This is a genomic window from Plasticicumulans lactativorans (genome assembly GCF_004341245.1).
GTDB classification, from domain to species: Bacteria; Pseudomonadota; Gammaproteobacteria; order Competibacterales; family Competibacteraceae; genus Plasticicumulans_A; species Plasticicumulans_A lactativorans.
In genome coordinates, this window is the sequence record NZ_SLWY01000002.1 from 1 (window position 1) to 16,478 (window position 16,478).

Genomic DNA, 16,478 nt, shown 5'->3' on the forward strand with positions numbered 1-16,478 from the left:
GACCGTCTCGACAACGAACTGGTGGCGCTGGAGACGGCTCCGGACGATCGCGACACGCTCGCGAGCATCTTTCGCACCATCCACACGATCAAGGGTACCTGCGGCTTCCTGGGGTTCGGGCGGCTGGAGAAGGTCGCGCATGCGGGGGAGAACCTGCTGTCGAAGCTGCGCGACGGGGAGATCCGGCTGACCCCCGAGCGCACCACGGCGCTGCTGGCGATGGTCGACGCGGTGCGGGCGATGCTCGGCGCGATCGAGCGCGAGGGCGGCGACGGCCGCGAGGACTACGCCGGGCTGATCGAGCGCCTGAAGACGCTGCAGCGGGAGGCGCCCGCCGCTGCGCCGGCCGCGGCGGCGGTGCCCTCGCTCGGCGAGATCCTGGTGCAGCAGGGCGTGGTGCCGCCGGCCCGGGTCGAGCAGGCGCTGGCGCGGCAGGATGCCGGCGATCCCCGGCTGGTCGGCGAGATCCTGGTGCACGAGGGCGCGGTGCCGCCGGCGGCGCTGGTGGACGCGCTGAAGGCGCAGAAGGACGTCGCGCGGGAGGCCAAGGCGCCGGTTGCCGCCGAGACCTCGATCCGCGTCGACGTCGGCCTGCTGGACCAGCTGATGAACCTGGTCGGCGAGCTCGTGCTGACGCGCAACCAGGTGCTGCAGTACGCCAAGACGGTCGACGACAGCCGCCTGGCGACGACCTCGCAGCGGCTCAACCTGATCACGACCGAGCTGCAGGAAGGGGTGATGAAGACCCGCATGCAGCCGATCAACAACATCTGGAACAAGGTGCCGCGGGTGGTGCGCGACCTCGCGCTCGGCGTCGGCAAGCAGATCCGCGTGGACATGGTCGGCAAGGAGACCGAGCTCGACAAGTCGCTGATCGAAGCGATGAAGGACCCGCTGACGCACCTCGTGCGCAACTGCGTCGACCACGGCATCGAGACCCCGGTGGCGCGCAGCGCGCGCGGCAAGCCGGCGGAGGGCGTGCTGACGCTGCGCGCCTACCACGAGGGCGGCCAGGTCATCGTCGAGATCAGCGACGACGGCGCCGGCATCGACCCGCACAAGCTCAAGGCCAAGGCGCTCGCCAAGGGGCTGATCGGCGCCGAGCAGGCCGAGGCGATGAGCGAGCGCGAGCTGACCAACCTGATCTTCCTGCCCGGCTTCTCCACCGCCGAGCAGGTCACCAACATCTCCGGGCGCGGCGTGGGGATGGACGTGGTCAAGACCAACATCGAGAAGATCAGCGGCAACATCGAACTGCACAGCGAACCCGGCCGCGGCACGCTGTTCAAGATCCACCTGCCGCTGACGCTCGCGATCGTGCCGGCGCTGATCGTCACCAGCGGCGAGCAGCGCTTCGCGATCCCGCAGGGCAGCCTGCAGGAGCTGATCCGCCTCGACGACGGCCAGCGCATCGAGGACATCCACGGCGCGCCGGTGTACCGGCTGCGCGGCAAGCTGCTGCCGCTGGTCTACCTCGCCCGCGAGCTCGGCCTGGAGCCGGCGGCGGCGCGCGGCGGCAACATCGTCGTGCTGGCCGCCGACAAGCGCCGCTTCGGGCTGGTGGTGGACGCGATCAACGACACCCAGGAAATCGTCGTCAAGCCGCTGTCGACGCTGCTGAAGGGGCTGACGGTGTTCGCCGGCGCCACGGTGATGGGCGACGGGCGGGTGGTGCTGATCCTCGACATCCTCGGCCTCGCGCAGCGTGCCCGCATCGTCGCCGAGACCCGCGACGCGCATGCGCTGGCGGTCGCGGTCAGCGCCGGCGACGCCGCCGGCGAGCACTGCAACCTGCTGCTGGTGCGCTCACCCGGGGACGGCCGGCTGGCGATCCCGCTCTCCCAGGTGGCGCGGCTGGAGGAGTTCCCGCGCGCGAGCCTGGAGTACGCCGGCCATCAGCAGGTGGTGCAGTACCGGCGCCAGATCCTGCCGCTGATCCAGCTCGACGAGGTGCTGCCCGAGCGGCGCACGCCCGACCGCCTCGCCGCCGTGCCGGCGCTGCCCGAGGCGCCGGTGGTGCAGGTCGTCGTCTACACCGTCAACGGCCGCAGCCTGGGGCTGGTGGTCGAACAGATCATCGACATCGTCGAGGCCAGCCTGAGCCTGTCCGGCGAGGGCTCGCGCGAGGGGGTGCTCGGCACCACGGTGCTGCAGGGGCGCGTCACCGAACTCTTCGACGTGCAGCGCTTCCTCGAGCGGACCTTCGCCGCGCTGTTCCCGCACGCGGCCGCGGCGCAGCGGGTGACCGGATGAGCGGCGAGCAGCAGTTCTGCACCTTCTACCTTGGCGGCCTGTACTTCGGCATGGAAGTGACCAAGGTCCAGGAGGTCATCCGCTACCAGGCGATGACGCCGATCCCGCTCGCGCCGCGCGTGGTGTCGGGGCTGATCAACCTGCGCGGGCAGATCGTCATGGCGATCGACCTGCGGCGCGTGCTCGGCTTCGACGACCGCCCGCCCGGGGCCCTGCCGATGAACGTGGTGGTGCGCACCGACGAAGGCGCGGTGAGCCTGCTGGTCGACCGCATCGGCGACGTGATCCAGGTGGAGGCCGAGGCCTTCGAGCGCGTGCCCGACACGCTGGCCGGTGTCGCGCGCGAACTGATCCTCGGCGCCTACAAGCTCACCGACAGCCTGCTGCTGGTGCTCGACACCGAACGCATCATCCAGCCGGGCACGATCGCGCCGGCGGCCTGAGGACGGCAGGGCGGGTAGCGAACCTGGCGGGCAGGGCGCCCGCGCCGGAAGGGGGACGTGATGGGCAAGCGCGCACTGGTGATCGACGATTCGCGGGCGATGCGGCGGATCCTAGCCGGCATCCTCGGCGAACAGGGCTTCGAGGTGATCGAGGCCGGCGATGGCCGCGAGGGGCTGCAGCGGCTGCGCGAGGCCGACACGGTCGACGTCGTGCTGGTCGACTGGAACATGCCGGTGATGAACGGCTACGACTTCATCCGCGCGGTGCGGGCCGAGCCCTGCTGGGGACGGCTGCCGCTGATGATGGTCACCACCGAGACCGAGATGGACCACGTGGTCGAGGCGCTCGCCGCCGGGGCCAGCGAGTACCTGATGAAGCCCTTCAGCGCCGAATCGGTGCTCGAGAAGCTCAGCCTGCTCGGCGTGCTGGAGTAGGCGCGTGGAGCCTTCGCCGATCCGCGTGCTGATCGTCGACGACGCGATCGTCGTGCGGCGCATGCTGGCCAGACTGCTGACGGAGGAAACCGACATGGAGGTGGTGGGCACCGCCGCCAACGGCCGCGACGCGCTCGCCAAGCTGGCCGGGCTCGCGCCCGACCTGGTGATCCTCGACATCGAGATGCCCGAGATGGACGGGCTCGAGACGCTGCAGGCGCTGCGCCGCGAGCGGCCGCGCCTGCCGGTGATCATGTTCAGCACGCTGACCCGGCGTGGCGCCTCGGCGACGCTGGAGGCGCTGGCGCGCGGGGCGTCGGACTACGTCACCAAGCCCGAGGTGGCCGGCAGCGTGGGCGAGGCGCTGCTGGGGGTACGCCAGGCGCTGCTGCCGAAGATTCGCGCCCTCTGTGCCAGGGCCGCCCCGCCGCCGCCCCTGGCCCCGTCGGCGCCGCCGCCGGCGTCGGCCCGCCCCGCGGCGGCGGTGGTGACCGCGGCCCCGCCGGCGGTGCCGCGGCGGCCGCTGGCATCGGCCACCGCGGCCTTGCGCGGGCAGGCGCCCGCGGTGCTCGCGATCGGCTGCTCGACCGGCGGCCCCAATGCGCTGGCCGCGCTGTTCGCCGAGCTGCCGGCGGGCCTCGGCGTGCCGGTCCTGGTGGTGCAGCACATGCCGCCGGTGTTCACGCGCATGCTCGCCGAGCGCCTGGACGGGCTCGGTGCCCTGCAGGTGCGCGAGGGCGTGGAGGGGGCGGTGCTGCGCCCTGGCGAGGCGTGGATCGCCCCCGGCGATCATCACATGACCGTGCGCCGCAGCGCGGCCGACATCGTGCTCGCGCTCAACCGCGCCCCGCCCGAGAACTCGTGCAGGCCCTCGGTGGACGTGCTGCTGCGTTCGCTGGCCGAGGTCTACGGCGGGCGCGTGCTGGCGGTGATCCTCACCGGCATGGGGCAGGACGGGCTGCTCGGCGCGACCCGGCTGGTGGAGGCGGGGGCGCAGGTGCTGGCGCAGGACGAGCGCACCAGCGTGGTCTGGGGCATGCCGGGTGCCGTGGCGCGTGCGGGCCTCGCCGAGCGCGTGCTGACGCTGTCCGAACTCGCGACCGAGATCGTCGCCCGCTGCGCCGGCGGGCCGCTGCGCCGCCGCCCGCCGTCCGCCCCCCGCCATGCCGCGGAGCCCGGGCCATGCTGAACCGCGGCGATTTCGACTACATCTGCCGGCTGGTGCAGGAACGCTCGGCGATCGTGCTCGAGGCCGGCAAGGAGTACCTGGTCGAGCTGCGGCTGAAGCCGCTGCTGCGCGACTGCGGCGTGGCCGACATGGGCGCCTTCGTCGAGCGCCTGCGCAGCGACCGCTCGGGAACGCTGCAGCGCCAGGTGGTCGAGGCGATGACCACCAATGAGACCTCGTTCTTTCGCGACATCCACCCCTTCGAGACGCTGCGCAGGCAGATCCTGCCCGAGCTGCTCCGCCTGCGGGCGGGCGAGCGCGCGCTCAACGTCTGGTGCGGTGCCGCCTCTAGCGGGCAGGAGATCTACTCCCTGGCGATGCTGCTGCGCGAGCACTTCCCCGAGCTGCTCGGCTGGCGCGTGCGCCTGCTCGCGACCGACATCTCGCGGGAGATGATCCTGCGCTGCCGCGAGGGGCGCTACTCGCAGCTCGAGGTCAATCGCGGCCTGCCGGCGGCGATGCTGGTGAAGTACTTCGAACGGGTCGACATGGACTGGCGGCTCAAGGAGACGATCCGCCAGATGGTCGAGTTCCGCGAGATGAACCTCGCCGCGAGCTGGCCGGGGCTGCCGACGATGGACCTGATCCTGCTGCGCAACGTGCTGATCTACTTCGACGAGGCCACCAAGCGCGCGATCCTCGGGCGCGTGCACGGCGCGCTGCGCGGCGACGGCTACCTGCTGCTCGGCGGTTCCGAGACCACGCTGAACCTCGATGCGCGCTTCGACCAGGTGCGCCTCGACCGGACCCTGTGCTACCGCGTCCGCGGTGGCGACGGCGGAGGGCGCATATGAACGTGGGCGAGTCCGAAGTCGGGCAGGTCATCGCGGCGGTGTGGAGCACCATGCTCGGCTTCGAGGTCGAGAGCGGGCCGTGCGGCGACGCCCCCTTCACCGGCGGGCTGGCCGGTGCGATCGGCATCGAGGGGACCTTCCGCGGCGAGGTGCTGCTGGAGCTCGATGCCGACCTCGCCCGCGCCTGCGCGCACGCGATGCTGCGCCTGCCGGCCGGCACCGCCACGCCGCGGGACGCGGCCGACACCGCCAGCGAGCTGATCAACGTGATCGGTGGCAACCTGAAGTCGGTGCTGCCGGCGCCCTCGAAGCTCCAGTTGCCGCAGACCGGCGCCGTCGGCACGCTGCGGCCGTGCAGCGGGCAGCGGCGGCTCGCCTGCGTCGAGTTCCGCTGTGCGCACGGGCACGGTCGCGTGAGCCTGTACGCGATGGATTAGACTCCGCGGGGCGGCCACCGGCGCCACGCCGTTCCCCATCACCCATGACCTTCACCTTCTAGCGGGAGACGCAGATGAAGATCCTGATTGCCGACGACAGCAAGGCGATGCGCAGCATCGTGGTACGGACCTTGCGCCAGGCCGGCTACAGCGGCCACAAGATCATCGAGGCGGAGGACGGTGCCCAGGGGCTGGCGCTGGCGCGCGACGAGGAGCCCGACCTGATCATCTCGGACTGGAACATGCCGCAGATGAACGGGCTCGAGTTCCTCAAGGCCCTGCGCGCCGACGGCGTCGAGACCCCGTTCGGCTTCGTGACCACCGAGGCGAGCCCGGAGATGCGCGTGATGGCCGCCGAGGCCGGCGCGGCCTTCCTGATCACCAAGCCGTTCACGCCGGAAGACTTCCAGCAGCACTGCGACCGCTTCCTCGACTGAGCGCCCCGCCGCCCGCACGGCATGGCCGCGCCGGCGCCGGGCCCGATCTGCCGCGACAACCCCCGGGGAGGATTCCCGCATGCTGCACCTGCCCACGCCGGACGCCACGGCGAAACTGCTCGCGAGCCTGCTCGGCCGCCCCGTCAAGGTCGGCGCCGGCAAGGTCGACGACGCGAAGCTGACGATTGCCGGCACCTACCGTTCCGGCGACATCGCGAACGCCGCGATGTGCCTGATGGACGCCGGCTTCGGCGCCTACGCCGGCGCGGCGCTGTCGCTGCTGCCGGTCGCCGTGGCCACCGGGTACGTCAAGAAGGGCCGCCTCGAGGAGGACATCCTCGACAACTGCGGCGAGGTGCTGAACGTCTGCTCGCGGCTGTTCACCTCGGACGACCAGCACCGCGTCACGCTCGACACCCGCCATTTCGCCCCCGAACCGCTGCCACCGGCGGCCACGGCACTGCTGGCGGGCGGCAAACGCCTCGACCTCGTGCTCGACATCGACAAGTACGGCAGCGGCATGCTGGTGCTGGCGGTGCCCGGCTGAGGCCTGCGGTCCTGCCGTAGCCCGGCCCCGCCGCCGTGCGTGCGGCAAGCCTTGCCTAGGGCGGGGTTCAGAGGATACGTTGGCCGTTCCTCGCGGCGCTCGCTCGGCGCTGCGCTCGGTGCGTAGCGGTGCGCCTGGCACATATCCCCCGATGTGCCCCCCGTGATGCGCCGGGCAACCGCATCACTGGGATGGGCCCCGTCATGTTGCTGATGATCGATAACTACGATTCGTTCACCTACAACCTCGTGCAGTACTTCGGGGAACTCGGCGCCGACGTGCAGGTGTTTCGCAACGACCAGATCGACCTGGACGAGATCGAGCGGCTGGCGCCGTCGCACATCGTGATCTCGCCCGGTCCGTGCACGCCGAGCGAAGCCGGGGTCTCGGTGCCGGCGATCGGGCGCTTCGCGGGGAAGATCCCGATCCTCGGCGTGTGCCTCGGCCACCAGAGCATCGGCCAGGCCTTCGGCGGCAGGGTGGTGCATGCGCGCGAGGTGATGCACGGCAAGACCTCGCCGGTGAAGCACCGCGGCGAAGGCGTGTTCGCGGGGCTGCCGAACCCGTTCACGGTCACGCGCTATCACTCGCTGGTGATCGAACAGGCGAGCCTGCCCGACTGCCTGGAGGTCACCGCGTGGACCGAACGCGAGGACGGCTCGATCGACGAGATCATGGGCGTGCGGCACCGGTCGCTGGCGGTCGAAGGGGTGCAGTTCCACCCCGAGGCGATCCTGACCGAACACGGCCACGCGATGCTGGCGAGCTTCCTCGGTCAGTGAACGACGCTCGTGCGGCTTCGGGCCGCGTTTCTGCCTACAGGTGATTCGGTATGGACATGCAGGCGGCGATTCGCCGTGTGATCGAGCGGCACGATCTGTCCGGCACGGAGATGAGTGCCGTCATGCGCACGATCATGACCGGCGAGGCCACGCCCGCGCAGATCGGGGGCTTCCTGGTCGGGCTGCGCATGAAGGGCGAGACCGTCGAGGAGATCGCGGCGGCCGCGCAGGTGATGCGCGACCTCGCGACCCCGGTGCGCGTGAGCGGCGAGCACGTGGTCGACATCGTCGGCACCGGCGGCGACGTGTCGGGGAGCTTCAACGTTTCCACGGCGGCGGCGATGGTGGTCGCGGCGGCCGGCGGCACCGTCGCCAAGCACGGCAACCGCGCGGTATCCGGCAAGACCGGCGCGGCCGACGTGCTGGAGGCCGCGGGGGTGAAGCTCGACCTGCCACTCGACCGTCTGGAGGCCTGCATCCGCGAGGTGGGCGTGGGCTTCCTGTTCGCGCCGATGCACCACGGGGCGATGAAGCACGCGATCGGCCCGCGCCGCGAGATGGCGGTGCGGACCCTGTTCAACGTGCTCGGCCCGCTGACCAATCCCGCCGGCGTGCCGAACGAGGTGATGGGCGTGTTCAGCGCGGCGCTGGTCGAGCCGCTGGCCCAGGTGCTGGTGCAGCTGGGCAGCCGGCACGTGATGGTGGTGCACGGCGAGGACGGGCTCGACGAGATCTCCATCGGCGCGCCGACGCTGGTGGCGGAGGGGCGCGACGGCCAGGTGCGCCGGTACACGATCACGCCCGAGGATTTCGGCCTCGAACGCGCGCCGCTCGAAGCGATCAAGGTCGCGTCGCCGGCGGAGTCGCTGGCGATGATCCAGCGGGTGTTCGCCGGCGAACCGGGGCCTGCGCGCGACATCGTGGCGCTGAACGCCGGTGCCGCGATCTACGTGGCCGGGCTCGCCGGGAGCCATGCCGAAGGCATCGAGAAGGCCCTCGGCGTGATCGCCGACGGTGCCGCCCAGCGGGTGTTCGACCGACTGGTGAGCTTCACCCGCGGCGGCTGACGCGGCCGTCGCAACCCCCTCGGCCCGCACGAAACGAACGACATGCGCGATACGCCCGACATCCTGAAGAAGATCATCGCCCGCAAGCACGAAGAGGTCGCCGAACGCTCCGCGCGGCGGACATACGCCGAATGGCAGGCGCAGGCGCTTGAGCAGCCGCCCGCACGGGGTTTCAACGCCGCGCTGCGCGCCAGGCTCGCGGCGGGCGCCCCGGCGGTGATCGCCGAGATCAAGAAGGCCTCGCCGAGCAAGGGCCTGCTGCGCGAGCCGTTCGAACCGGCGGCGATCGCGCGCAGCTACGCCGAGCACGGCGCGGCGTGCCTGTCGGTGCTGACCGACCGCGACTTCTTCCAGGGACACGAGGACTACCTGCGCGAGGCGCGTGCCGCCTGCACCCTGCCGGTGATCCGCAAGGATTTCCTCGTCGATCCCTACCAGGTCGTCGAGGCGCGGGCGATCGGCGCCGACTGCGTGCTGCTGATCGTCGCGGCGCTGGACGACGCGACGCTGGCCCGGCTCTACGCGCTGTCACGCGAACTCGGCATGGACGTGCTGGTCGAGGTGCACGATGCCGAGGAGCTGGAGCGGGCCCTGCGCCTCGATCTCGATCTCGTCGGCATCAACAACCGCGATCTGCGCAGCTTCGAGGTCAGCCTCGACACCACGATCGCCCTGCTGCCGTGCATCCCCGCCGGGGTGACCGTGGTCACCGAGAGCGGCATCCTCGCCCCCGCTGACGTCGCGCGGATGCAGGCGCACGGCGTCAACGCCTTCCTGGTCGGCGAAGCCTTCATGCGCGCGGCCGACCCCGGCGCGCGGCTCGCCGAACTGTTTGCCTGAACGCGCGCGGCGCGGTCCGCGCCGTTCGCCTCGTCCCTTTGGAGTGAAACGATGAAAGCCAGGGTGAAACTGCTGGACGGCATGACCTTCGTCGGTGAGTCCGGCAGTGGGCACGCGGTGGTGATGGATGCGTCGCCCGACGTCGGCGGGCGCAACCTCGGGCCGCGGCCGATGGAGATGCTGCTGATCGGTACCGGCGGCTGCAGCGCGATCGACGTCATGCTGATCCTGCGCAAGTCGCGCCAGGAGGTGACCGACTGCATCTGCGAGGTCGAGGCCGAGCGTGCCGAGACCGACCCCAAGGTCTTCACCAGGATCCATCTGCACTTCGTGATCAGCGGCCGCAAGCTGTCCGAGAACCACGTGAAGCGGGCCGTGTCGCTGTCGGCCGAGAAGTACTGCTCGGCGTCGATCATGCTCGGTCGTACCGCCGACGTGACCCACACCTACGCGATCGTCGAGGTCTGAGGCGACCGGGCTTCAGGGCCGCCGCCGGGGCCCGCCCGGCGTGAGATCGCGCGCCTTCGAACCTCCGAGGCCCGAGCGCCGCTCGTACCCCGTTCAGGGCGCAGGCGCATCGGCGCCGGTGGCGGGGGCAGGTCGAGCCCGCGCGGGCCCAGCCGTGCGCCACCGCCCCGCGAGGAGGTCACAAACGGCGGGGGAGGGGGCGGCAGGCGCGCGCCGCCTTTCGCGTGCTCAGACCCAGTAGACGCTGCGCGTCATCAGCTTCGCCGTCATCCGCATCGCCAGGCGCACGGGCAGCGGCAGGGGCCGCCCGCCGGCATCGGCGGCGGCGGTGGCGTGGTGCGCTTCGTCGAGCTTCATCTGCTCGACGATGGCGCGGCTGGGGGCGTCCTGCGCCGGCAGGTGCTGCAGGTGCTCATCGAGGTGATGCACCACCTGCCGCTCGGTTTCGGCGACGAAGCCGAGGCTCCAGCGGTCACCGACCGCGCCGGCGACGGCGCCGAGTGCGAACGAGCCGGCGTAGAAGAACGGATTGAGCACGCTCGTATGACCGCCGAGCTCCTTGACGCGCTGCTCGCACCAGTCGAGATGGTCGTTCTCTTCGGCGGCCGCCTGCTCCATCTTCGCGCGTGTCGTACCGAGCCGGGCGGTCAGCGCCTGCCCCTGGTACAGACCCTGGGCGCAGACCTCCCCGGTGTGGTTGACGCGCATCAGGCGCATGGCGAGGGTACGCTCGGTGGCATCCAGTTCGCCGGCGGCAAGCTCGGCGGCCGGGTGCGGGCGGCCGGTCACCGCAGGGCGGCCGAACAGGGTGCGGAGGGCCTGATCGACGTTGACGAGCAGGCGGTCGGCAGGGGTCATGCGGCGGGCGTTCATCGCGGCGGGGACTCTTCAAGAGCATCGATCGGCCGATCATAAGTCCGGCGCGACCGTCGGAAAACCGTCGATTGCCCTGCCCGGCGGCAGCCCGCATACTCCCGCGGCCGTGTCAGCCGGAGCCGGGGCCCGATGTCGTACTTCCGCCATCATGTGTTCTTTTGCACGAACCAGCGCGACGATGGCCGCCAGGCATGCGAGCAGTGCGGCGCCAGCGCCGTGCGCGATCATGCGAAGGCGCGCGTCAAGGCACTGGGGCTGAGCGGCGCTGGCGGGGTCCGGATCAATACCGCCGGCTGTCTCGATCGTTGTGCCGAGGGCCCGGTGCTGGTCATCTACCCCGAAGCAGTCTGGTACACCTATGTCGACACCGACGACATCGACGAAATCATCGACGTGCACCTGCGCGAGGGGCGCATAGTGGAGCGGCTCAAAATCTGAGCCGCGGGGTCTTGTCAGGGCGGGGAGGCGCGCTTAGTATTCGCGCCCTCGATTGCAGTGGCATCCTCGCGCCGCCTGCGGGCCGTGCGAACAGAATGACACCGAATGCATGCCGATGCGGTGAGGTGATGGTTGACGCCCACCCATGCACTGCGGTCACGGAATCCTTGGAGCAAGTTGATGAAGACGTTCAGTGCCAAGCCAGCCGAAGTGAAGCGCGACTGGTTCGTGGTCGATGCCACCGACAAAACGCTCGGCCGTCTGTCCAGCGAGATCGCGCGTCGCCTGCGTGGCAAGCACAAGGCCGAGTACACGCCGCACGTGGACACCGGTGACTACATCATCGTCGTCAACGCCGAGAAGGTGCGTGCCAGCGGCAACAAGATGTCTGACAAGATTTACTACAAGCACACCGGCTACATCGGCAACATGAAGGCGTTCAGCCTGGAAAAGATGTTGCAGCGTGCGCCCCAGCGGGTCATCGAGATCGCCGTCAAGGGGATGCTGCCGAAGAACCCCCTGGGCCGGTCCATGTATCGCAAGCTGAAGGTGTATGCCGGCCCGACGCATAACCACGCGGCGCAGCAGCCCCAGGCTCTCGACATCTGACGCGTGACGGCGTCTGGAACCCGACAGAAATAGCGGAACGGACATGGCAGACAATCAGTTCTACGGCACCGGCCGGCGCAAGACTTCCACGGCGCGAGTGTTCCTGAGGCCCCGGGGCACGGGCACCATCATGGTCAACGGCCGTGACCTGGATACGTACTTCGGGCGCGAAACCTCGCGCATGGTGGTGCGTCAGGCGCTTGAGGCGGTCGATAGCGTGGGCCGGTTCGACCTGTACATCACGGTCGCCGGTGGCGGCATGACGGGGCAGGCAGGCGCCATCCGGCATGGCATCACCCGCGCGCTCATGGCTTACGATGAGAGCCTGCGGCCGACGCTGCGCAAGGCGGGCTTCGTGACGCGCGACGCCCGTGCGGTCGAGCGCAAGAAGATCGGTTTGCGCAAGGCCCGTCGCGCGGTGCAGTTCTCCAAGCGCTGATCGCAGATTTATTGGGGGATCGTCTAGCGGCAGGACTACGGACTCTGACTCCGTCAACCTAGGTTCGAATCCTAGTCCCCCAGCCAACACCATCGAGGGCCTGCATCATCCGGTGCGGGCCCTTGTCATTTATGTTCTTCCCGCTTGCCTCGGTACCCGCTACCGATAAAGAGGCATCCGGGGTGCGCATGCCCATCGGCTGACCGGGTCGTCATGGTGATCGCGAGGTAGTCGGTAGCCTGAACGGCTGTGCCCGTGAAGCGTTCCTGCCATGACTGCGCTGTGCAGACGAGGGGGAACCCGGCGTGACTCGATTAGGGCCACCTTCTGGCGCGGCCTGTCGCCATTGTTCGGTCCGCTTGCCAAGGCTCTCCCGTTTGGGGGAACGGTACCTGCGGAAGGCTCGCGAGTATCGCGATGATCTCGGCCGTGTCACACCCGTGGACCGCGGGTGCTTGGCCGTGTCCGGGAGCGCGCCTTGCGTATACGTAGGTGTCGCCCTCGACGCGGTTGGTTTCGTCGTCCGAACCGGACCCGTTCCCCCGCCCGTGAGGCGTTGGGCATGTCGACGGAATGCCCCTCCGGTTGCCCTGAAAAGCTTTGTGGTTTTTTTGTCACTCTTCAGTTGCGTTTCTGCAATTGCGTGGTACAGTTGCACGCAGTTGGATATTCATCATTCTGTTGTCGACTGAAGGAGTCATCACCATGAAGAAGAATCTGGTTGCTGTTGCCGTTGCGAGCACGCTGGTGTTCGCTGCTGCGGCGAACGCCGAAACCACGCTGTACGGTTCGGTGCGTATGGACGTTGATTACACCAACCCGGATGCCAAGGGCGCCGACGCCTCCTGGGACGTGAAGAACGAAGCTTCGCGCCTGGGTGTCAAGGGCAGCGAGGATCTGGGCGGCGGTCTGAAGGCCATCTACCAGTACGAGTTCGGTGTCAACGCCGATGGCAACTCGACGGGCAATCCGTTCAACCAGCGTCTGAGCTGGGTCGGCCTGACCGGCGGCTTCGGTACGGTGGCCATCGGTCGCCAGGAGACCCCGGCCTATACGTTCGTCGGCTCCAACACCGACATCTTCAACGGCCCGATCACCAACCCCTGGTCGCCGTCCACCGAGATCCTGCAGCGCCGCGGCAACGTCGTCTCCTACGTCACGCCGTCGTTCAGCGGCTTCACCGCTGCCGGCGCGCTCATCATGGATCAGAACAACGGTGTGCCGTTCCCCTACAACACCGCCAACGAGAACACGGGCTCGGATAGCGTCGACCACTACCAGGTGGCGGGCAAGTACGAGAACACGTTCGGGGGCGTTGGGGTGCTGCTCGGCGGCTATTTCCACGATGCCCAGGAAGCCAGCTTTGCAGGCAACGGTGACGACATCTGGATCTGGGGTGTCGGCGGTACGCTGACCTTCGGTGACTTCAGCCTCGGCGCGACCTACGAGAAGTTCGACGACAAGGGCACGGGCGATCACAACGACTATGCCGGTTACGGCCTGATCGCCGGCTTCGACTTCGGTGCCAACACCATCCGTGGCGGTTGGGGGCGTATGGAGCCGGATATCAACAGCCTCGAAAGTTACGATACCTGGGAGATCGGCTTCGAGCATCGCCTGAGCAAGCGTACCCGCCTGTGGGTCGAGTACGTCGACACCGAGATCCCGGCCTACCTGTCCGAGTTCAGCGTGGTCGGCACCGACGGCCAGGTCAAGGGTGGTTCGAACCTCGCCCTCGGCATCCGCCACGACTTCTGAGTCTGGCCCGTACAGAAGCGAAGCTTCTGTTCTGCAAAGGGCGCCTTCGGGCGCCCTTTGTTTTTTGGATTTCCCAGTGGGGATTGCTTGTAGTGCGCTTGCAACAATAAAGAGCTATTTGTATTCTTTTTGAGAAAAAGAGTTGCTTTTGTGCGTATGCTCACGTATAAAGTCAACAACGAAGTGCGGAATATGACTTTGTTGTCTCTGTGCAACAACAACCTGGGAGTTAATCGATGAACAAGTCTCTGATCGCTCTGGCCGTCGCGGGTGCGCTCGCGGCCTCGGCCGTCGCCAAAGCCGAAACCACGCTGTACGGTTCCGCCCGTGTGTCGGTCAACTATACGGACGACAAGCGCAACGTCATCACCGACACCGATGTCGACGTCAGCTCGTGGGACGTGCGTAACGAGGCCTCGCGCCTCGGTGTGCGTGGGTCCGAGGACCTGGGCGGTGGCTTGAGCGCGATCTACCAGTACGAGTTCGGCGTCAACATCGACGGCAAGGCTGACGGCAGCCCGTTCAACCAGCGCCTGAGCTGGGTGGGCCTGAAGGGCGGGTTCGGTTCGGTGACGGCCGGTCGCCAGTGGAGCCCCTACTACAACGCCGTCGGCATCGACGACGTGTTCAACGGCGACGATGGCGGTGCCAGCTACTACTACCTCGGTATGCCGCACCGCATCTCCAATGCCGTGGTCTACACCTCTCCGAGCTTCAGCGGCCTGACCCTCGCCGGCGCGATCACGATGGACGGTGCCGGCAACGACCTCGACGATCCGCTGAAGAAGAGCGACGGCGTCGACCTGTATGACCTCGCGGCGTCGTACAAGAACGGCCCGCTGGTGCTGGGTGCGGCCTACCGTGGCTTCGAGTCCGTGGCCGGCGGCGAAAGCGGCAACGCCTTCTACGGCTCTGACGGTCACGTCTGGGGTCTGGCGGCTTCGTACGAGTTCTTCAATGCGCTCAACCTGATCGCCAGCTATCAGGATGCCGAGTTCACCGACGGCTTCGGTGCCAAGGCCTACAGCATCACCGGCGAGTACAAGTTCGGCGCCAACACGCTGCGTGCCGCCTGGGGTCGCTTCGACGTCGACGATGCCGACGAGAATTACGACAACTGGCGCGTGGGCTACCAGTACAACCTGAGCAAGCGCACCCGCCTGTGGGCCGAGTACCGCGATTCCGACTTCGCGAGCCAGGGCGCCAGCGTGGTTGCCTTCGGTCACGAGTACAACCACTTCGCGGCGGGCATCCGTCACGACTTCTGATCCTCCGGTGGGGCCGGTTCCCGGCCCCGATCGGCGCTTCATGACAACGGGCACCTTCGGGTGCCCGTTTTTATTTGTGCACAAAATTAAGTTAAATTGTTTACAATTTTAATTAAAAATGTAAACTTAACGAAGTTCCCACATGGTCGCTATGACGACCGTGATCGGGGTGCCAGTCCAACCAGAGGGGCAGCATTCATGAAGACTTCGTTGAGTACGTTGGCATTGCTCGCCATGGCCGCAGCGCCGGCCGTCGCCGTCCGGGCCGAAACCACGCTGTACGGATCGGCGCGGGTCGGCATCGCCTACACCGAACGCGACCGCAGTCCGACCGGTGCCAGCATCGACGACGGCGGTTTCTGGGACGTGCGCGACGAGGGCGGGTCGCGCCTCGGCGTGCGCGGGTCCGAGGACCTCGGCGGCGGCCTGAGCGCGATCTACCAGTACGAGTTCGGGGTGAACATCGACGGCAAGGCCGACGGCAACCCGTTCAACCAGCGCCTGAGCTGGGTCGGCTTCAAGGGCGATTTCGGCCAGGTGACGGTCGGCCGCCAGTGGACCGTCTACAACAACTCCGTCGCCTTCGATGGCGTATGGAACAGCGACGACACCACCAGCACCTTCTACCAGCTCGGCGGCCCGTACCGTGTCAGCAACATGATCATGTACACGACGCCGAACCTGTCGGGCTTCAGTGCCTCCGGCGCGGTGGTGATCGACGGTGCCGGCAGCCACGACAGCGCCAACGATTCGCTGTCGACCAAGGACGGCATCGACATGTACGACATCGGTGCCACCTACACCAACGGGCCGCTGCGCCTCGGTGCGGCCTACCGCAAGTACGAGGGGCGGGTGCTCGGTGACGCCGGGCAGAACTTCTACGGGGCCGGCGACTCGCTGTGGGGGGTCGCGGCGGCGTACAAGTTCGGTGGCGTCTTCAACCTGATCGGCGTCTACCAGCAGGCCGAGACCGACCTGCGCGTCGAGGGTGCCTCGCCGCGCGCCTACAGCCTCACCGGCGAGTACAGCTTCGGCGCGAACACGCTGCGCGCGGCGGTCGGCCGCATGGACCTCGACAAGCTGGCCGCGAGCTACGGCCGCGAGGACGAGAACCAGGACATCTGGAAGGTCGGTTACCAGTACGATTTCAGCAAGCGCACCCGCGCGTGGATCGAGTACGGCGACTACGACTTCTCGAGCTTCAGCAACAACGCCAACGGCTTCCAGCAGGGCTTCGACTACTCCAACCTGTCGATCGGCATGCGGCACGACTTCTGATCGCGTGCCGAAAGCGGCGGCACGGGGGGCGGCATGCCCCCCGTTGCCGCCGCGCGCCTGCGCATCGCGTGCAGGCGCCTG

At 68.4% G+C, this 16,478-nt stretch carries 19 protein-coding genes and 1 tRNA gene; 19 read left to right on the forward strand and 1 reads right to left on the reverse strand.

Annotation, left to right across the window (positions count from 1 at the left end; all coding sequences use genetic code 11):
- From EV699_RS01145 to EV699_RS01200, 12 genes are all read left to right on the forward strand, one after another.
- Positions 1-2,253: chemotaxis protein CheA (locus tag EV699_RS01145; RefSeq protein ID WP_132538128.1), on the forward strand; the 2,253-nt coding region annotated here is incomplete at its 5' end.
- Positions 2,250-2,696 (forward strand): chemotaxis protein CheW, encoded by a 447-nt coding sequence (locus EV699_RS01150; protein ID WP_132538130.1) that lies wholly within the window; start codon positions 2,250-2,252, stop codon positions 2,694-2,696. The genes EV699_RS01145 and EV699_RS01150, both read left to right, overlap by 4 nt.
- Before the next feature lie 60 nt (positions 2,697-2,756).
- Positions 2,757-3,131 carry a response regulator gene (locus EV699_RS01155; RefSeq protein WP_132538132.1) on the forward strand — a complete coding sequence of 125 codons (375 nt, stop codon included), beginning with the start codon at positions 2,757-2,759 and terminating at the stop codon, positions 3,129-3,131.
- Between the two features lie 4 nt (positions 3,132-3,135).
- Entirely contained in the window at positions 3,136-4,320 is a 1,185-nt protein-coding gene (locus EV699_RS01160) for a protein-glutamate methylesterase/protein-glutamine glutaminase (protein ID WP_279389390.1), read from the forward strand.
- A complete protein-coding gene (locus EV699_RS01165; RefSeq protein ID WP_132538134.1) occupies positions 4,314-5,153 on the forward strand; it encodes a CheR family methyltransferase in 840 nt (279 codons plus the stop codon). The genes EV699_RS01160 and EV699_RS01165 overlap by 7 nt, the downstream gene beginning before the upstream one ends.
- Complete coding sequence (locus tag EV699_RS01170) at positions 5,150-5,590, forward strand: chemotaxis protein CheX (protein ID WP_132538136.1); 441 nt, start codon at positions 5,150-5,152, stop codon at positions 5,588-5,590. The genes EV699_RS01165 and EV699_RS01170 overlap by 4 nt, the downstream gene beginning before the upstream one ends.
- Before the next feature lie 74 nt (positions 5,591-5,664).
- On the forward strand, positions 5,665-6,027 hold the full coding sequence (locus tag EV699_RS01175) for a response regulator (protein WP_132538138.1): 363 nt from the start codon (positions 5,665-5,667) through the stop codon (positions 6,025-6,027).
- A 79-nt stretch (positions 6,028-6,106) separates the two neighbouring features.
- Positions 6,107-6,574, forward strand: coding sequence for a hypothetical protein (locus EV699_RS01180; RefSeq protein WP_132538140.1), 468 nt, complete (start codon positions 6,107-6,109; stop codon positions 6,572-6,574).
- 203 nt (positions 6,575-6,777) lie between these two features.
- A complete protein-coding gene (locus EV699_RS01185; RefSeq protein ID WP_132538142.1) occupies positions 6,778-7,356 on the forward strand; it encodes an anthranilate synthase component II in 579 nt (192 codons plus the stop codon).
- Positions 7,357-7,406: 50 nt separating this feature from the next.
- Positions 7,407-8,423 (forward strand): anthranilate phosphoribosyltransferase, encoded by a 1,017-nt coding sequence (trpD, locus tag EV699_RS01190; protein WP_132538144.1) that lies wholly within the window; start codon positions 7,407-7,409, stop codon positions 8,421-8,423.
- A 42-nt stretch (positions 8,424-8,465) separates the two neighbouring features.
- A complete protein-coding gene (gene trpC / locus EV699_RS01195; protein ID WP_132538146.1) occupies positions 8,466-9,263 on the forward strand; it encodes an indole-3-glycerol phosphate synthase TrpC in 798 nt (265 codons plus the stop codon).
- Between the two features lie 51 nt (positions 9,264-9,314).
- The gene (locus EV699_RS01200) at positions 9,315-9,731 is read left to right on the forward strand and encodes an OsmC family protein (RefSeq protein WP_132538148.1); all 417 of its coding nucleotides are present in this window, start codon (positions 9,315-9,317) and stop codon (positions 9,729-9,731) included.
- Positions 9,732-9,959: 228 nt separating this feature from the next.
- On the opposite strand, the gene coq7 is transcribed toward EV699_RS01200, so the two are convergent.
- A complete protein-coding gene (gene coq7 / locus EV699_RS01205) occupies positions 9,960-10,604 on the reverse strand; it encodes a 2-polyprenyl-3-methyl-6-methoxy-1,4-benzoquinone monooxygenase (RefSeq protein WP_132538150.1) in 645 nt (214 codons plus the stop codon).
- Positions 10,605-10,736: 132 nt separating this feature from the next.
- On the opposite strand from coq7, the gene EV699_RS01210 reads away from it, so the two are divergent.
- The 7 genes from EV699_RS01210 to EV699_RS01240 all read left to right on the forward strand — a co-directional run bounded on the left by EV699_RS01210 (position 10,737) and on the right by EV699_RS01240 (position 16,397).
- Entirely contained in the window at positions 10,737-11,045 is a 309-nt protein-coding gene (locus tag EV699_RS01210; protein WP_132538152.1) for a (2Fe-2S) ferredoxin domain-containing protein, read from the forward strand.
- A gap of 180 nt (positions 11,046-11,225) precedes the next feature.
- A complete protein-coding gene (gene rplM / locus EV699_RS01215; RefSeq protein ID WP_132538154.1) occupies positions 11,226-11,654 on the forward strand; it encodes a 50S ribosomal protein L13 in 429 nt (142 codons plus the stop codon).
- Positions 11,655-11,697: 43 nt separating this feature from the next.
- On the forward strand, positions 11,698-12,093 hold the full coding sequence (rpsI, locus tag EV699_RS01220; RefSeq protein WP_132538156.1) for a 30S ribosomal protein S9: 396 nt from the start codon (positions 11,698-11,700) through the stop codon (positions 12,091-12,093).
- 12 nt (positions 12,094-12,105) lie between these two features.
- A tRNA-Gln gene (locus tag EV699_RS01225) sits at positions 12,106-12,179 on the forward strand.
- A gap of 619 nt (positions 12,180-12,798) precedes the next feature.
- Complete coding sequence (locus EV699_RS01230; protein WP_132538158.1) at positions 12,799-13,851, forward strand: porin; 1,053 nt, start codon at positions 12,799-12,801, stop codon at positions 13,849-13,851.
- Between the two features lie 236 nt (positions 13,852-14,087).
- Positions 14,088-15,119 (forward strand): porin, encoded by a 1,032-nt coding sequence (locus tag EV699_RS01235; RefSeq protein WP_132538160.1) that lies wholly within the window; start codon positions 14,088-14,090, stop codon positions 15,117-15,119.
- Positions 15,120-15,317: 198 nt separating this feature from the next.
- On the forward strand, positions 15,318-16,397 hold the full coding sequence (locus EV699_RS01240; protein ID WP_132538162.1) for a porin: 1,080 nt from the start codon (positions 15,318-15,320) through the stop codon (positions 16,395-16,397).
- The last annotated feature ends 81 nt before the right edge of the window (positions 16,398-16,478 follow it).

Excerpts from the sequence above, each read along its gene's own strand:
- EV699_RS01150 (WP_132538130.1), top strand. The coding sequence starts at position 2,250 with ATGAGCGGCGAGCAGCAGTTCTGCACCTTCTACCTTGGCGGCCTGTAC.
- EV699_RS01155 (WP_132538132.1), top strand. The coding sequence starts at position 2,757 with ATGGGCAAGCGCGCACTGGTGATCGACGATTCGCGGGCGATGCGGCGG.
- EV699_RS01165 (WP_132538134.1), top strand. The coding sequence starts at position 4,314 with ATGCTGAACCGCGGCGATTTCGACTACATCTGCCGGCTGGTGCAGGAA.
- EV699_RS01170 (WP_132538136.1), top strand. The coding sequence starts at position 5,150 with ATGAACGTGGGCGAGTCCGAAGTCGGGCAGGTCATCGCGGCGGTGTGG.
- EV699_RS01175 (WP_132538138.1), top strand. The coding sequence starts at position 5,665 with ATGAAGATCCTGATTGCCGACGACAGCAAGGCGATGCGCAGCATCGTG.
- EV699_RS01180 (WP_132538140.1), top strand. The coding sequence starts at position 6,107 with ATGCTGCACCTGCCCACGCCGGACGCCACGGCGAAACTGCTCGCGAGC.
- EV699_RS01185 (WP_132538142.1), top strand. The coding sequence starts at position 6,778 with ATGTTGCTGATGATCGATAACTACGATTCGTTCACCTACAACCTCGTG.
- trpD (WP_132538144.1), top strand. The coding sequence starts at position 7,407 with ATGGACATGCAGGCGGCGATTCGCCGTGTGATCGAGCGGCACGATCTG.
- trpC (WP_132538146.1), top strand. The coding sequence starts at position 8,466 with ATGCGCGATACGCCCGACATCCTGAAGAAGATCATCGCCCGCAAGCAC.
- EV699_RS01200 (WP_132538148.1), top strand. The coding sequence starts at position 9,315 with ATGAAAGCCAGGGTGAAACTGCTGGACGGCATGACCTTCGTCGGTGAG.
- coq7 (WP_132538150.1), bottom strand. The coding sequence starts at position 10,604 with ATGAACGCCCGCCGCATGACCCCTGCCGACCGCCTGCTCGTCAACGTC.
- EV699_RS01210 (WP_132538152.1), top strand. The coding sequence starts at position 10,737 with ATGTCGTACTTCCGCCATCATGTGTTCTTTTGCACGAACCAGCGCGAC.
- rplM (WP_132538154.1), top strand. The coding sequence starts at position 11,226 with ATGAAGACGTTCAGTGCCAAGCCAGCCGAAGTGAAGCGCGACTGGTTC.
- rpsI (WP_132538156.1), top strand. The coding sequence starts at position 11,698 with ATGGCAGACAATCAGTTCTACGGCACCGGCCGGCGCAAGACTTCCACG.
- EV699_RS01230 (WP_132538158.1), top strand. The coding sequence starts at position 12,799 with ATGAAGAAGAATCTGGTTGCTGTTGCCGTTGCGAGCACGCTGGTGTTC.
- EV699_RS01235 (WP_132538160.1), top strand. The coding sequence starts at position 14,088 with ATGAACAAGTCTCTGATCGCTCTGGCCGTCGCGGGTGCGCTCGCGGCC.
- EV699_RS01240 (WP_132538162.1), top strand. The coding sequence starts at position 15,318 with ATGAAGACTTCGTTGAGTACGTTGGCATTGCTCGCCATGGCCGCAGCG.